This window comes from Paenibacillus sp. NPDC056933 (assembly GCF_042674385.1).
In the GTDB taxonomy this organism is placed as follows: Bacteria; Bacillota; Bacilli; order Paenibacillales; family Paenibacillaceae; genus Paenibacillus.
In genome coordinates this window covers 804,807-821,497 of the sequence record NZ_JBHUQN010000002.1, presented here as the reverse complement: position 1 = coordinate 821,497, position 16,691 = coordinate 804,807, and the positions used below count along the sequence as shown (strand labels likewise).

The following is a 16,691-nucleotide window of genomic DNA, read 5'->3' as shown; positions in this document are numbered from 1 at the left end:
ATGAGAGCTCTTATTGTTGAAGATGAGATTCCGGCAAGTGAGGAACTGAATTATTTGATACAGGAACATAGCCAAATTGAAGTGGTAGATTGTCTGGAAGATGGACTGGATGTGTTGAAGTTTCTGCAGGAGCAGGAAGTCGACGTTATTTTTCTTGATATTAACATTCCTTCATTGGATGGCATGATGCTGGCGCATCATATTGGGAAGTTTGCGAGCAAGCCCTATATCGTATTCACTACGGCGTACAAGGAACATGCGGCTGAGGCCTTTGAGCTGGAGGCGTTTGACTATATTCTGAAGCCCTATGATGAGAAACGAATTGCCGCGATGCTGAAAAAACTCGAAACGGCATTCAAACGGGATCATGAGCAAGAGGTGCGTGAACGTGGCAATGACGATGGACAGGCTCAGCATACAGCGCAAGTGAAGGATGAATGGTCTGTATCCGGCATGCAGATGCAGGATCGGGAATCTAATGCCCAGAAGGAGAGACGCATCAATTTGCTTCGCAATGACAATATTATTGTGACAGACACTGCCGATATTTATTATGCGGAAGCACAAGAGAAAGTAACGAAGGTGTATACCAAAAACGGTGAGTTTACGATGCCGGTCAGCATTTCGGATTTTCACGGGCGTTTGCCGCAGGAAACCTTTTTCCGCTGCCATCGTTCATACGTGGTGAATTTGTCTCAAATCCGTGAAATTGTACCTTGGTTTAACAATACGTATCTGCTTCGTTTGCGCGATCTGGAGGCTGAAGTGCCTGTTAGCCGGGGCAAGGTCAAGGAATTCAGGCAGCTCATGCGCATCTAGAGGCATTTCATTCCGCATCTGATGCAACTCATGCTCAAATCGGTGTAATGAATCCCCTTTCATGTATGATTAGCTTGTGAACGCATTCAATGCAGCATTTTGCATCAATCCAAAGAACGGTTGTAATCAGCAATATGCAGATCGAAATGTTCTTATTCGTCTACATATTGTCCCGTTAGTGCTTGGAATCGAATGATGCAAAATGCTCTAGACATCGGCAAAGGGGAGATCACGATGAAAGCAGCTATTTCATCCGCTTCATCAACACCTGAATCAACAGTTACATCTATGAAAATGAACCGCTGGCTTATTGTACTGGGAACCATTATTGTACAAATGGGCCTTGGAACGATCTACACCTGGAGTTTATTTAATCAACCGTTGTCTGATCGTTTCGGTTGGGACGTCAGCTCGGTCGCGATAACTTTTTCGATTACCAGTTTTGCTTTGGCATTTGCCACATTATTTGCAGGGCGACTGCAAGAACGATGGGGGCTTCGTCGCCTGATTCGGGTAGCCGGTGTGGTGCTTGGTCTGGGACTCGTGCTCAGTTCTCAAGTGAGTTCGTTGACACTGCTCTACATTTTGGCCGGATTTGTAGTTGGGTTCGCGGATGGTACGGCGTATATTACTTCCCTGTCCAACCTGATTAAGTGGTTCCCTGAGCGAAAAGGTCTGATCTCGGGGATTTCGGTCGGTGCTTTTGGTACAGGCAGTCTGTTGTTCAAATACGTGAACTCGGCATTAATCAGTGCCGTTGGTCCTGCTCAAGCCTTTATGTACTGGGGTATGATTGTATTGGTATTGATTGTGGGCGGCTCGTTCCTGATCCGTGAAGCGGTTGTTCGCGAACAGGCTCCAGCGAGCAGCACCGAGGGTGCGAAGAAACAAGAAGCACGTCAGGATTATACGGTCAAAGAAATGCTGCGTACGAAAGAAGCTTACATGCTCTTCGTTATTTTCTTCACGGCATGTATGAGTGGATTGTATCTGATTGGCATTGTGAAAGATATCGGTGTGCAGCTGGCAGGGCTTAACGTGGCTACAGCGGCGAATGCCGTGGCGATGGTTGCGATCTTTAATACCGCTGGACGTATTATTCTGGGTGCGCTGTCGGATAAAGTAGGACGGATGAAAGTCATTGCCGGAGCACTGCTGGTTACAGCTGTTGCCGTGATGACCTTGAGTCTGGTACCTCTAAGCTTTGGCATCTTCTTCGCCTGTGTGGCCGCTATCGCGTTCTGCTTTGGTGGCAACATTACAGTCTTCCCGGCGATTGTGGCAGATTACTTTGGACTGAAAAATCAGAGCAAAAACTACGGCGTCATCTATCAGGGATTTGGATTTGGTGCCTTGGCCGGATCGTTTATCAGCGCCCTGTTAGGCGGGTTCCACCTTACCTTTATTGTGATCGCTGTACTCTGCGCTGTCTCGCTCTTGCTGGCGTTGATTATAACGCCTCCGGGTCAGGGACGTCGTACACGTCAACGTGAACAGCAGATGAATCTTAACCCTTCATCCCGGGCAAGCTGAGTGTAGCGGGGACGAAGTTCTATTTTATAAAAAGCAAGCTGAGCGGTCTCTAAGGAGGCCGCTTTTTTTGACCCAATGAAGCAAAGGGGCGAAGGCTCCGGTACATGAAGGGGGTGTGTGCAATGCATACTTTGCTTCTGGTATACTCTAGGTGAAACAAAAAGAGTGAGTCCCTGTTAGCCATTAAGAGGAGGTATGTCCGTCATGAATTTCATGAAATATGCACAACCTGATTTTGCGGATTATTATGCTCTTGTATCCAATATTGAAGTTATGCAACAGATTACCGAACGTGCTCTTCCTGAGCATGAGGCTATAGCGGAGTTTGAATCCATGGTGAATTATAATCAGGGGAATGACTGCGGATATTATCGGATATCTGGTGAAGATGGGATAGGGATGGCCTACGCCAAACTGATCCCGGATGAATCCGATCCGTCCCGGGCGGAAATGGGTTACATGATTCTGCCGGAGCATTGGGGGAAAGGACACGGAACTTCCATCGCAGCTCGGCTGATTATTCAGGCACAGGCGGCGGGAATTGCTGTACTCTATGCGGTAATCGATCCGTCCAATGAGGCATCCCGTCGAATATTGCTCAGACAGAACTTTGTATCCACATGGGTTGGCGATTATCATGGGTTACCCGGCGAGATTCTGGAGCTGAATCTTCAGGTGAGGCGGTAAGGGATCAGGCTCGGGGGTAATACATACTATACCGGGCATTTTGCATCACTTCGATTGGAACTTGTCCTTCGGATGCATGTGAAATACTCATACAGAGATTTGGAGGAGATGGAGATGAGTAATGCTGCAATGGAACATCTGAACCAGTTATTGCCGGAGTGGCTGGAGACAAGCCGTCTGCACACTGGACAGGGGAAAGTCGCTTCTTATATTCCCGAGTTGTTCAAGGCTTCACAGGACGAACTGGGTATACATATCATGAACGCCGAAGGCAATCATGTGTCGGCCGGAGATTGTGGTGTTCCGTTTACGATGCAAAGTATCTCCAAGGTATTTACACTCATTCTGGCTCTGATGGATCATGGAGAGGAAGCGGTCTTCTTTAATGTAGGAAAAGAACCTACCGGGGATGATTATGATTCCATGATCAAGCTCGAACTGGTTGAACCGGGCATTCCGTTTAATCCATTGATCAATGCGGGAGCGATTACGGTATCGTCCCTGATTGCCGGGGATTGCAAAGAGGAGAAGTCACGACGCATTTTGGAATTTTTCCGCACGCTGGCGAATAATGATCGGCTGAACTATAACGAGGCGGTATATCGGTCCGAATCGGAAACAGGCCATCTGAACCGCTCGCTTGGTTATTTTCTGAAGCACAATGGTGTGCTCAAGGATGATGTCGAAGATGTGCTTGCCGTCTATTTCCGCCATTGCTCTATTGAGGTGACTTGTGCGGACCTGGCCCGTATGGCACTGGTGCTTGCTTATGACGGGACAGATCCCATCACCGGAAATGAGCTTATTCCTCGTCGTTATGTGCAGATCGCCAAAACGTTCATGACCACCTGCGGTATGTATAATGCATCCGGCGAATTTGCGATTCAAGTCGGACTGCCTGCCAAGAGTGGAGTGTCGGGCGGAATCCTGACCCTGGTTCCAGGCCAGTTTGGTATCGGTCTTGTAGGTCCGGCTCTGAATCGGAAAGGAAACAGCATTGCAGGTGTGCATCTGCTCGAACGTCTTTCCAATGAATTTGACTGGAGTTTGTTCTAACGAAGTCTTCCCCTTACCCTCTGGAGCAGGCAATGAATCACCAATCTGTCCTTTTGCTTCTTTGGAACGAAATGGTCCGATATGAATGCGACTTGTCGACTGCTTCCGTTCTGCATCCGATCGTGTAGGAAAAGGGTCCTGCATGGCAATTTCCATGTTGCATCTATTCCGGTATACCCGCAACGCGGAGTTCATGGGGGGCTCCTTTTATATCAAGTTCATTCGTCTCAGGAACGGAAGACGGTGACTCGCAAAATAAGCTGCACTCCATAAGATATGGTTCATATTGACGAGTCCAATCCCGGACAAGTAAGACGGTCTTGCGGCTGGGTCTCTTTGGCTCGTATCATTCATCATTCATTCGCGAGTACCACATCCGTAATGAGATTCATCTGAATGTCCCGGGTTCCGGTCTCTGTTAGCAGCTTAAGCGTACGGGAAGGGGAGTCCAGTCGAAGCACCTGCCCGGTAAAGCGGATATCATCATGTTCATGGAACAGGGTGATGGTGACTGCATCCCCAAGCAGCATGGAGTTGCTAAGCAAACGGGACATTTCTTCCGCTGCCTGGGCATCCAGGGACGGGCGGATACGGGGAGCGAGTTGCTCCTGATGAATGATGTAGGCTTCCCGATGTTCGGGCAGCATCATGCGTGAGGATTCAAAGATCCCGTTTTGCTGTAATTTTTTACTCATTTATAGTGACCTCCAATTTTATGAGAACGGTCCTGTGCCTGCGCGGACGAGCAAAGCGAGGAGGCCCGCATGATCGCGGTATCTCCGAACTTGCGCTTGATGTCATCCGTGGCACGTTCCAGTTCTCTTTTGCGTTCCCGGTCATCAAACCAGGACAGCTGTACTTCGGAATCGGGCACAAGTCCGGTCAATGACACGCTAATGCGGCGAATGGGTAATCCGTCCCAATGGCGCAGAAACAGAGCTGCTGCCGCATCGTATACTTCATCGGTGATGTTGGTAGGTTCATTCACCTTCATCTGGCGGGAGAAGCCGGTGGGACGATCGTAATCATGCCCCCGACAGCCTACAGAGACGACATTGCCCATGAGCGATTTGTCCCGGGAACGCCGGCTGACCAGCTCTGCCAATTCGAGCAGCACCACCTTGATGTCTGCCCATGATTCATAGTCCCGAGGCAATGTCATCTGATGTCCGATGCCCTGCTGCTGGTGAGCATATGTCCCGGGTTTTACCGGAGAATCATCGATCCCGCGGGCAATACGCCACAGTACCTCACCGTTTACCCCCCAACGTTCTCTAAGCCGGGACAATGGAGTCTGCGCCAGATCACCGATCGTATGAATCCCCATCTTATAGAGATGCTGTGCCATCCGGGAGCCGACCATAAACATGTCTCGAACCGGTTTATTCCACAACGTTGTCTGCATGTCCTTGCGGGGCAGCGTATAGATGCCTCCCGGGACTTTTTTGGCATACAGGTCACAGGCCATCTTGCTGACAACCTTGGTGTCGCTGATGCCAACGCGGATATAGACACCAGTCTCTTCCATGACCCTGTCCTGAATGCTGCGGGCAATTGTTTCAGGACTGCCGAACAGGTCCAAACTTCCGGTGACATCGAGAAATTGTTCATCAATGCTATACGGTTCAACCAGATCGGTATAGGACTGAAGGATACGGGTAATGTGCAGGGAAACACGAATATATTCGGCCATCCGGGGACGAATGACGACAACATCTGGGCATTTGGCGAGAGCCTCACCCAGTCGTTCTGCTGTAGTAATTCCATAGGACTTGGCGAGTGGGCAGGCTGCCAGAATAATGCCTGAACGGCGTGCAGGATCTCCCGCAACAACAAGCGGACGGTCTCTGTATTCAGGATGTGCAGACTTTTCCACACTGGCATAAAATGACTGGCAATCGGCCAGCATAATGACACGTCCGTCTTTGCGGGGCATAGTACTTCTCTCCTTTTATAGATGATCCGGCTGCTTCTGTGCGGAAATGGGATTCATTCAGTGAGTGTTATTTTACAGTTTATTTACAGTATGGAACAAGTGTTCCTGTTTTATAAGCATATATGACAATGTCAGATGCGGCAACCGGAATTATTTTGCAAATTGGACACAATTATTGAACGGACCTAATAGAGTCAAAATTTAGGAAATAAGATGTAGTTTTTTACATTTCATGTAAGAGATCCGTGACTTCCGGGTGATGACTGGGTGTTCATTCGGCTTTGTGTAAAAGTAATATAAATGGGCACAGTCCTATAGGGGGGGACTGATGTCCTTTTTTCATTTTCTGCACTTTTCAGAAAACCTTGATAGGACGCGGATTTTCGCTGATGCGTTATCGGACTATAGTATCAATTTTGTAATCTTTATGGTTAATACTGTAAAAATAGCCGCAACTTTAAAATCTCCCTTGCGTTTAATGGGGTAAGCGTTCAAGCGGAAACAGATCTCGTAATCCGCGTTGCATATAACAATAACGGGTAGAGATGTGCCAGGCTGGAAGAACCTCAAGAGGACGATAAAGTGGCAAATATTCATGTCCATGGAGCATAGAGGCCAAGAGGGCTCATGGATGCTAGTTGATGGTGCTTTTTACGAATTATGGGCAGAATGTTGCAGTTCATGTTTGCTTCCATCAGCCTAGTTACAAATGCAGAGTCTTAGAGCTATAGTGAGAACTACACCGCTGACATCTCTACCCAAAGCGGACATCCGAAGCGGAATTCCCTCAGAACTTCATGTCATTTAAGATTTGCAGGTGAAGCTGGATGCATACTAGAGAGGTGAGCAATTAAGAGCCATGAGCAGACGAAGACGAAGACGCTGGTTGTTGACGATGTTGACAGGAGCGGCCGTAGTGACAGGCGGAATATTGGCCGGATGGCACTACATGCAGCCCCAGCTCGTTACGTACACAGCGGAGAACGGCACGGAGATGAAATTCAAGACTGATGGAGACCGGTTCATGGAATACGGACCCGATGGGACGTGGCGGGAGATGTTCGTCAAAGGTGTAAACCTGGGCGCAACCTCACCGGGACATTACCCGGGCGAATTCCCGTTGACCAAAGAAGATTACTTGCGGTGGTTCCAGCAGATAGAGGATCTGGGAGCCAACGTCATCCGGGTGTATACGGTACATGAGCCAATCTTTTACACAGCATTAGTCGAATATAATCGCGGCCGGGAGCAACCGTTATATTTTATACAGGGCATATGGTCGCCGGAAGAAAAGTTGATTGAGAAGCAGGATGCCTATGCTGACGATATTGAACAAACGTTCAAGCAAGAGATTGAGAAGGCAGTATCCGCTGTATACGGGGATGCAGACATTCCAGATAGACCCGGAGAGTCAAGCGGCAAATACAAGACGAATGCCGGAAAATACCTGATGGCTTGGCATGTGGGTACCGAGTGGGACCCTTCGATGGTGAACAACACGAATGAAAGCCATCCGGATGTGCCGCAGTACAAGGGTGTTCATTTTTCCGGGACGCAGGACGCATCGCCATTCGAGAATTGGCTGGCGGAGCTGCTGGACTATACTGCCGTATTGGAGAAGAAGTATGGGTGGGAGCATCCGATGACCTTCACCAATTGGGTAACCACCGATGTGCTGGATCATCCGGGCGAGCCGCTGTTTGAAGAGGATTTGGTGAGTGTGGATGCGCGACATATTCAACCCGAAGAATGGCAGGGCGGATATTTTGCAGCATACCATGTGTACCCTTATTACCCGGACTTGTTCCATACGGACCAGACACTCCAGACCATCAAGGATGAGAACGGCAAGTACAACACGTACAAAAGTTATCTGCGCAAGCTCAAAGCCGAGTTTTCCGATATGCCTGTAATGGTTACAGAGTACGGTGTACCATCTTCGCTAGGGATTTCCCATCTGGGTATGGGAGGCCGTAATCAAGGGGGACATAACGAGGCAGAGCAAGGAGAGATCGACGCATCGCTGACCCAGGATATTTATGACGAAGGGTATGCGGGAGCGATTTTGTTCATGTGGCAGGATGAATGGTTCAAAAAAACCTGGAACACGATGCCGCTGGAAATTCCGGCCGATCGCCGCTCCTACTGGCTGAACGTGCTCACGAATGAAAAGATGTTCGGTCTGCTCGCCATGGACCCGGGTAAACAGGAACAGTTGACCATCGACGGGAAGCTGGATGACTGGAATGCGCTGAAGAAGGAAGAGGTCACTCTCTGGCAAGGCAAGGTGGATGGCATCAAGGAAATGAAGATGACCCATGATGAAGCCTACCTGTACATTGGCATGACGCTGGATCAACCTTTTGACCCGGACCAGACCTTGCTGCGCATCGGAACGGATACACTGGCTGGTGGTAATCAGCCGGGCACCAGACTTCCGGATCGAACGCTCAGTGATGGGCTCGAAACGGTGATTACACTGGGGCAGGATGATGAATCACAAGTGGAGATCGCCAAGGATTATGACTTTAATCGACGCCTCTATGGCAAGAAAGGTTACGGGATGCTGCCCGAGGAGCAAGAGAACGCGGCAGATCCATTCCATCCATGGAATCTTGCGGTCAGCCTGCGAATGACCCCACCGGATACCCGTTCCGCCCAACCGTTCATGAATGAGAAGGTCGGTACATTGAAGCGGGGAACGACAGCTCCAGATCAGTCTGATACCGATTCGTTAACCGCTTGGCAGTATAACGGAAATCAGGTGGAGATGCGTATTCCATGGATGCTGCTTGGATTCGGTGACCCAAGTTCACTGCAAGCGATCAAGTATGGAGCACTGAAAGGTGGACGGGAATTCGAAACTGTCGCAGTCAAGGGTGTGACTCTGGTTCCGTGGTTAACGGATCGTTCTACTGGCAATATCTCTTGGCCTGGTGGTGAACAGAAGACACTGGATGTGAAGACATTGCCTGTATACAGCTGGCAGCCCTGGGAGCAGGTACAGTACAGTGAGCGACTGAAACTGAGCTACGAGGAAATGAAGAAACGGTATGAACAAATTCCAAGTTTTCAGACCGAATAAATGAGTATAAAGGAGGACCTTTTCACATGTTTCCGAATTTGGCTTTGGCTTATCTATTTTTATACATCTGCACAGCGCTCGTCGCTGTGGGTGTGATCCTGCTGTTTGCCATGAAAATGTCCCACAACGGCAAACGGCGCAAGATTGAATTTTATAAATTAAAGCAGCGTGATTACTTTACGTATCTGCAGACGGCGCTGACCGAGGACAGCCCCCTCCGATTGCCGCCCGGGAAGCTGGCTCCGCTCGAGCGTCGGGTCATCCAGAGCAAGCTTATTGAATGGATTGACCAGTTCAAGGGAGAGTATCGCAACAAATTGATTGCGCTCTGCCGTGAAGCCGGGTTTGTAGAGCATGATCTGAAGGAACTGAGTCGTATTCGTTACGGACGCCAGATTGATGCAGCTTATCGATTGGGAGGCATGCGTTGTTCAGAGGCCGTTCCAGGTTTGATGGAATTGCTCAAGGATGAGAAGCCTGGCCCAATGGCGATTATGATTGGTCGTTCAATCGCCAGATGCACCACCCGTCAGGGTGAACTGAAAGACATGCTTGCCCTGCTGTTAACCAAAGGAAAATCGATTCATCATCTGGCAGCAGATATTTTGCTCGAAACCAGTTTGGATACCAGCAGAATTTTGATTGAATTGCTGGAAGAGCGTAATCCTGATTTTGTCAAAGTGGGACTGGTTGCAATGTGGGGACAGGCTGTACCTGAAGTAATGCCTGCACTCGACAGACTCCTTGGCGCAGAACATCAGGATGTGCGTGCCGAAGCGGTGAAGCTGTATCTTAGCGCAAGTCCGGCACTTCAGGACGAGACCATTCTGAAGCTCATGCAGGATTCGGACCCGGAGGTCCGTGCCGAAGTGGTTCAGGCGCTCGGTTCAAAACATGCGGCAGGCAGCATTCCACTGCTGCGCAAAGCGCTGCGTGATGAAGACTGGGGCGTACGCTATAACAGTGCGGAGAGCCTGAGCAAGCTGGGCGAACCGGGATTCGAAGCCTTGTGTCAGGCCGCCGTGCAGGGTACAGGTGCTGAACGCGAAATTGCAATGCAACAGATTGAGAGCACGATGCAGCACTCAGGAACAGACCACAAAGCCGTTGACCAGATGATTGCACATAACAAAAAAAGGCTGCTGTATGATCGGTACTTCGGTCCCGTACGAGGGAACCGGACAATTAGCAAGAAACGTACAGGTGTGGCTGCGGTAGGAGGGGATTACACTGCTTAGAGATCTACTGTTAATCTACGGCATGGTGGCAATCTATTATGTCGTTGCCGTAAATACGCTCTATTTTTCCATTCTGGCCTTATCATTCCGTAACATTTGGACGATCTTCAGACGGTCGCAGTATTCCAAATACAATACGTTGTCAGGCTCGGAGCTGGTGCCATCGGTTTCCTTGCTGGTGCCCGCTTACAATGAGGAACTGACGATTATCGAAAATGTGAACTGTCTGATGACGCTCAATTATCCAACGTATGAAGTCATCGTGGTGAATGATGGCTCCAGCGATACCACCTTGAAGGTGCTGCTGGAAGAATATCGTCTGAAGCCGGTACCCGACACAAAGATTCGGGGCAAGATTGCCTGTCAGAAGATTCGCGGGATCTATCACAATCCGGAATTTCCGGACCTGTATGTCATTGACAAGGAGAACGGCGGGAAGGCCGATTCTCTCAACGCAGGAATCAACCTGTCCCATTATCCGCTGATCTCTTCCATTGATGCCGATTCTTTGCTGGAGAAGGATGCCCTGATCCGCATGGCACGCATGTATATGGAGAATCCCGAAGAGACCGTAGCGATTGGCGGGGATGTAAGGATAGCGAATGGTTGCAAAATCGAAAACGGGGCAGTGCAGGACGTTTCACTGCCTCGCAAAATTTGGCCTATGTTCCAGTCCATCGAGTATCTCAAAGCCTTTCTGGGCGGACGGATCGGTTGGAGCCACATGAATGGTCTGATCATCGTCTCGGGTGCCTTCGGCATGTTCCGCAAGGATGCAGTTATCGCGGTTGGTGGATACCGGGACGGATATCCGGGTGAAGACATGAACATTATTATCAAGCTTCACCGTTATATGCTGGAAAATAAATTGAAATACCGCGTAGCCTTCTGTCCTGAAGCGGTGTGCTGGACACAGGCGCCGGATTCCTACCGGATCTTGTCCAGTCAGCGCAAGCGCTGGGGACGCGGAAATCTGAAGAACATGATCGAGAACCGCGGCATGTTGTTCAACCCGAAATATAAAGTCATGGGCATGCTGACCATGCCATACAATATCCTTTTTGAAGCGCTGAATCCGTATTTCCGAATTACCGGACTTCTTGCTCTCACGGGATATGTACTGATGGATATGACCCAATGGCCGATACTTCTTCTGTTTGGATTGCTCAACGTTGTGAGTGGTTATCTGCTGAGTGTGGGAGCCCTAGTGCTCGAGGAAATTGCATTCAAGCGGTATAACAAGCTGTCCGATCTGGTCAAAATGCTGTTCTACTCTGCCCTGAAATTCGTCGGCTATCATCAGCTCGGCGTGCTGTGGAGATTGCAGGGGCATATCCAGTTCATGCAAAACAACAACTCATGGGGTACCATGACACGCCAAAGCTGGTCCGAGGAAGAGAAGACAAGCGACGCGGCCTAGGCACAGCGTAATCAATGTAATACAGCAGAAACAATATAGATGTTCAACTAAACATTTACACGAGAACGCAGAGAGGACAGAAATAACCTGAAGAAGCGAAGCTACAAGCTTTCTGCAAGAAAGCTACTTCGAAAGCATACGCTATTCCCGGATTTCCCCTTTTCAGAAAGGAATCAAAAAAATCTGGGGATAACAGCGATCGGAAGGTTGTTCTGTCATCGGAGTGTCAGTGTAAATACCGATTAGTTGGACTTGTATAGATAACCGAAGGAGAAGGGTGGAAAAGAACATGCCAATTACGGCGACATTGCAGCGTGAGGCTGCCGTTAATGTGTACCGCAGTGTAGAACAGGGATTGAAGGAAACGGGTGCCGAGACATGCGGCTTAATGTTCATCCATTGTGCAGGGCAGTCTCAGCCGGCGCAGCAGGTCAGGACACATCTGGAGCAGACCAATGAGTCTGGGTTCCAGGTCTGGGAGGATGGAGCCACACAGGCGATTGCTGTCCTGCTGCCAGGGTTGACACTGGATGAGGTTCATTATGAGGGGCTTCGCATCAAGCATGAATTGCAGCAGACGGTACCTGGTGCCGATCCGCAAATCACGCTGGCAAGTTTCCCGGCAGGTGAGCGTCCTTCCAAGGCAACCATCCAGCACATGGCTGAGTCCGCGAAGCTGGTAGACCCGTCGGAAATTCATATCTACACGCTGGACCAGACGGCAGACGAGCCGGAACGAATTTTGATTGTGGATAACGATCCGACAGTACGCGAGTTTCTGCAATTGCGATTGAAGATGCAGGGGTACGAAACCTATGAAGCGGTGGACGGACTGGCTGCACTGGAACTGATTGAGAAAATCACGCCCGATCTGGTGCTGACCGAATTGAATCTGTATGGCATTGATGGTCTGCCGTTCATTCAACATATCCAGAACCTGGATGTGGAGCAGCCTCCCAAAATCGTCGTGTTGACGGAACAACGTGTTGAACAGACAATCAGTCAATGCTTCCGCAGCGGAGTCGATGATTATATGACCAAGCCGTTCTCACCTGTGGAGCTGGATGCCCGAATCCGGCGCTGCCTGCATTAATCACCACGAGCAAAGCCGAGAGAAACAATAGTTTTTATCCGTTAATCATTTCGATTAGACAGACAAGTACATCTATAGACAAACATCTATCAAATGGAATCATCATCAACCAAACTAATACACTGCCTGGAGGGAATATAATGGAGAATCAACAATTCCACACATTACTGAATGCGATTGAAAATAAAGAAGCGGTGCTCGGCGTGGTCGGGCTCGGTTACGTAGGACTTCCACTTGCGGTGGAAATGGTTAATCAGGGTTTTACGGTCATCGGAATTGATCTGGATGCATCCAAAGTGGAAAGTATCTATCAGGGAGATTCCTATATTCACGATATTTCGTCTGAGGAATTGAAAAAAGTGATGCAAAGCGGCCGTTTTCAGCCTACAACAGACTACAGCATGCTGCGTGTGATCGACGCGTTGAGCATCTGTGTACCTACACCGCTTAGTGAAAACCAGGACCCGGATACGTCCTATATTGAGACGGTTGTGGATCAGATTAAACTGCACATGAAACCAGGCATGTTGATTACGCTGGAGAGCACCACTTACCCGGGTACAACCGAAGAACTGATTCAGCAAAAGCTGGACAAGATTGGACATGAAGCTGGCAAAGACTACTTCCTGTGCTTCTCGCCTGAACGTGTGGACCCGTCCAACGGACGATTCACGACGTTTAATACACCGAAAGTCATCGGGGGCACAACGGAAGCCTGCCTGAAGCTTGGAACAGCTTTGTACAGCAAATACGTTGAAACGGTTGTACCTGTATCTTCGCCAAAAGTGGCTGAAATGTCCAAACTGCTGGAAAATACGTTCCGCAGCGTAAACATTGCCTTTGTCAATGAAATGGCGATGATGTGCGACCGAATGGGCATTGATATCTGGGAAGTTATTGACGCGGCAGCGACGAAGCCTTTTGGTTTCATGCCTTTCTATCCAGGCCCTGGCATCGGCGGCCACTGCATCCCGCTGGATCCGATGTACCTGTCCTGGAAGGCCAAAGGATTCCGTTTCTACAGCAAGTTCATTGAGCTGGCCCAGTCCACCAACGACAACATGCCATATTATGTACTGAACAAAACGTCAACCATTCTGAACGAGTACTCCAAATCGGTACGTAAATCCAACATTCTGTTGCTCGGTATGTCGTACAAGCCGAATATTGCCGATTTGCGTGAATCTCCGGGACTGGAAGTCTATGAGCTGTTCAAGGAAGGTGGAGCCAATGTCAGCTATTATGATCCACATGCTGAATCGTTCCTGGACAAGCATGGCGAGACAGTATACAGCGAAGTGTTCAACTTGGAGCAGTTCAAAAAGTACGATTGCATCGTGCTGATCACCAACCACAGCGATTTGCCTTACTTTGATATTGCCGAGATGGGTGTACCGATTCTGGATACACGTAATGCGTTCAAAACGTACACACATCCACACATTTACAAGATTGGTCACTCGGTACAGCACCCCGTGCTTGAGCCAAGTGAAGCGTTGCTCGTCTGAGGAATATAACGAACAAGTGGGGCAAACTGTCAATGAAGGCAAAATGGGCCATATTGGCCCTGCTGTTCTGCCTGCTTCTTCTGCCCTGGCTACTCAAATGGTTTTCACATGAGGAACACAAAGCGACCTGGCTGTGGGACGCTTCCATTATTGCCGAGCAGACGCCAGAGATTATCTCCTTCTCCAAAGCGCAGGGTGTGGATACTATTTTCCTGCAAATCCAGGATGAGGTACCAGACGCGACATACCGCAAATTCATAGCGGCTGCCGGGCAGGCCGAGATCGAGGTGCACGCCCTGAACGGTCATGCAGACTGGGCCTATACGGAGAAGCGGGAAGAGGGACTTGCTTTTATTGAAAAAGTAAGAGCCTATAATGCAGCTTCTGCCAAAAATGAACGTTTTGAGGGCGTTCAACTGGATGTGGAACCGTATCAGCTAAAACGCTGGGAGAACGAGCAGGACAGCGTCATTGCAGAGTGGAGCGAGAACATGAAGGCGTGGACCCAAGCAGGTGGTGACGCCGGATTGTACATGAGCGCTGCGATACCATTCTGGCTGGATGCGCGTGAATCGGCAGAAAGCGAAGGCGGAGGTACATTCAGCCGCTGGGTGATCGACCATTTTGATGCTGTGGCCATTATGGCCTATCGGGATCGTGGTCAGCAGATGTATGATCTGTCCAAGGAAGAGCTGGACGAAGCGGATGAGCTTGGCAAGAAAGTATGGGTTGGAGCCGAGCTGGCGGACACGCATGAAGGTGATCATCTAACCTTTTTTAGTAAATCGATTACCAACATGGACGAAGAAATGAAGAAAGTGTTTGATCTCGGCGCTTCTCATTCCTCTTTTGCAGGTGTCGCGGTGCATCATTATGAAGCATGGTATGCAAAGGAAAACGGAATTCCGCTGGCTCGAAAGAGCGAAGAAAAGAAGTAGCGGGGATATATAGTTCACAGAAAAAAGAGTGTTGTAAGTTGTAAGCAGGAAAAGGCAGGTCTCCGGTCAAGGAGGCTTGCCTTTTTGCTTTAGGTAGTTTTAGGAAGCTTTCAGTAGCGAGCGATTGGCGACAAATCAGCTTTTATTGTTCTCGGCTGTTCGATATCGGTTGGGTGGCAGACCGACCTGTTTTTTGAATGCTTTGGAGAAGGAGAACAGGTCGGGGTAACCCACCGAGTGCGCTACTTCAGTTAACGTTAACGGGGTCTGGACAAGCAGTCGTTTGGCCTGGTTCATTTTGAGACGTTGAATATACTGAACAGGAGACAGGCCGTAGGCTTTGCGGAATTGTTTGGCAAAATGGGTCCGATCCACGCCAGCATGTGAAGAAACGCCTTCCACGGTAATACCTCCGGCAAAATGAATATCCATGTACTCCTTGCCCCTTTGCAGCCATGGCGTAGCAGAGCCTGGTTGAAGCACTCGGGTAGCGGGAGATTTGGCAATTCGATCAAACAATCCGAGAAAACGGGTCAGTCGTCCCAGGTCGCTTGCGCCTCCCTGAGGTTTGCGAACCTCCTCCATAAAGGCACGCATGCCACTTGCCGTCTCCGGTGTAAGTACACCTGAACGATGCGGCGAGTCCGGGGTGAGTCCGATTCGTGCCAAAAGTTCTGCTGCATGTTTTCCATCAAAGGCGATGAAAATTTTGTGCAAAGACTCCTTCGGATCGGACCAGTACTCATGGGTGACCTGTGGATACAGGCAGAAGGCATCGCGGGCACGCAAGGAGTAACGATGTCCGTTCTGTATGAATGTTCCCTCACCTTCCAGAACAAAGATCAAATAATGAAAAGGTGTCGTTCGAGGGCCGATATGATAGTTGCTTTTGGCTATATTACGGCCGATCCGAATCGGCCATGCTCCACCGGCTTTCTCGAATTCAGACGGAGTAAAAAAAATAATATCCAAAAACTCGTGGTGGTCCTCCTTCATGCTCTCGGTCATCAGGAACACCTCTTTAATATAAGTATAGTTTGTAATCTCTGAAAATTTCTCTTATAACCTATTATACAGGTGGGTTTTGTAAATATTCAAGATCAGGATGACTTATTCCTGTGAATTCACCACAAAATGACAAAAATAAATTGCCGCGAAATGACATTGATCACAGACAAATCAATTGGTATGATGTCTACACCTATTAAACCAAGTTAATTAATCGGCATTTGGAGTATTCGTACTTATAAAATGATTAGAAATTAGGCGTACTTTAAAAATAAGGTTTACCGAGTGCGAACGTAGTGGAGGGGACGAAATCGATTCTGAAGAAACGCAGTGTTCGCCTTTATCTCCGGATTTTCCCTTTGGAAAAGGG

General features: G+C 49.1%; 13 protein-coding genes. 10 read left to right on the top strand and 3 right to left on the bottom strand.

Translation table 11 applies throughout. The annotated features are described in order from the left end of the window. The 4 genes from ACFTRD_RS18625 (at position 1) to glsA (ending at position 4,095) form a co-directional block, all read left to right on the top strand. Positions 1-819 (top strand): LytR/AlgR family response regulator transcription factor, encoded by an 819-nt coding sequence (locus tag ACFTRD_RS18625; protein ID WP_379382577.1) that lies wholly within the window; start codon positions 1-3, stop codon positions 817-819. 288 nt (positions 820-1,107) lie between these two features. Beyond that, positions 1,108-2,352 carry an L-lactate MFS transporter gene (locus tag ACFTRD_RS18620; RefSeq protein WP_379383117.1) on the top strand — a complete coding sequence of 415 codons (1,245 nt, stop codon included), beginning with the start codon at positions 1,108-1,110 and terminating at the stop codon, positions 2,350-2,352. 204 nt (positions 2,353-2,556) lie between these two features. After that, a complete protein-coding gene (locus ACFTRD_RS18615) occupies positions 2,557-3,039 on the top strand; it encodes a GNAT family N-acetyltransferase (protein WP_379382575.1) in 483 nt (160 codons plus the stop codon). Between the two features lie 114 nt (positions 3,040-3,153). Continuing rightward, complete coding sequence (glsA, locus tag ACFTRD_RS18610) at positions 3,154-4,095, top strand: glutaminase A (RefSeq protein WP_379382574.1); 942 nt, start codon at positions 3,154-3,156, stop codon at positions 4,093-4,095. A 353-nt stretch (positions 4,096-4,448) separates the two neighbouring features. Here glsA and ACFTRD_RS18605 read toward each other — a convergent pair whose 3' ends face one another. Both ACFTRD_RS18605 and ACFTRD_RS18600 read right to left on the bottom strand, forming a co-directional pair. Continuing rightward, positions 4,449-4,790: a YolD-like family protein gene (locus ACFTRD_RS18605; protein ID WP_192268694.1), complete on the bottom strand. Its 342-nt coding sequence runs from the start codon at positions 4,788-4,790 to the stop codon at positions 4,449-4,451. Continuing rightward, positions 4,787-6,031 (bottom strand): DNA polymerase IV, encoded by a 1,245-nt coding sequence (locus ACFTRD_RS18600; RefSeq protein ID WP_379382573.1) that lies wholly within the window; start codon positions 6,029-6,031, stop codon positions 4,787-4,789. Before ACFTRD_RS18600 ends, ACFTRD_RS18605 begins: the two co-directional genes overlap by 4 nt. Positions 6,032-6,890: 859 nt before the next feature. On the opposite strand from ACFTRD_RS18600, the gene ACFTRD_RS18595 reads away from it, so the two are divergent. From ACFTRD_RS18595 to ACFTRD_RS18570, 6 genes are all read left to right on the top strand, one after another. Next, positions 6,891-9,116: a hypothetical protein gene (locus tag ACFTRD_RS18595; RefSeq protein ID WP_379382571.1), complete on the top strand. Its 2,226-nt coding sequence runs from the start codon at positions 6,891-6,893 to the stop codon at positions 9,114-9,116. 26 nt (positions 9,117-9,142) lie between these two features. After that, a complete protein-coding gene (locus ACFTRD_RS18590) occupies positions 9,143-10,354 on the top strand; it encodes a HEAT repeat domain-containing protein (protein WP_379382569.1) in 1,212 nt (403 codons plus the stop codon). A gap of 22 nt (positions 10,355-10,376) precedes the next feature. Further along, positions 10,377-11,774: a glycosyltransferase family 2 protein gene (locus tag ACFTRD_RS18585; RefSeq protein ID WP_379382567.1), complete on the top strand. Its 1,398-nt coding sequence runs from the start codon at positions 10,377-10,379 to the stop codon at positions 11,772-11,774. A gap of 289 nt (positions 11,775-12,063) precedes the next feature. Then, entirely contained in the window at positions 12,064-12,867 is an 804-nt protein-coding gene (locus ACFTRD_RS18580; RefSeq protein WP_379382565.1) for a response regulator transcription factor, read from the top strand. A 140-nt stretch (positions 12,868-13,007) separates the two neighbouring features. Further along, a complete protein-coding gene (locus tag ACFTRD_RS18575) occupies positions 13,008-14,375 on the top strand; it encodes a nucleotide sugar dehydrogenase (protein ID WP_379382563.1) in 1,368 nt (455 codons plus the stop codon). Positions 14,376-14,407: 32 nt separating this feature from the next. Next, positions 14,408-15,313, top strand: coding sequence for a hypothetical protein (locus ACFTRD_RS18570; protein WP_379382561.1), 906 nt, complete (start codon positions 14,408-14,410; stop codon positions 15,311-15,313). 135 nt (positions 15,314-15,448) lie between these two features. Here the strand turns inward: ACFTRD_RS18570 and ACFTRD_RS18565 are convergent, their stop codons facing one another. After that, the gene (locus tag ACFTRD_RS18565) at positions 15,449-16,321 is read right to left on the bottom strand and encodes a helix-turn-helix transcriptional regulator (protein WP_379382559.1); all 873 of its coding nucleotides are present in this window, start codon (positions 16,319-16,321) and stop codon (positions 15,449-15,451) included. Positions 16,322-16,691 lie beyond the last annotated feature (370 nt).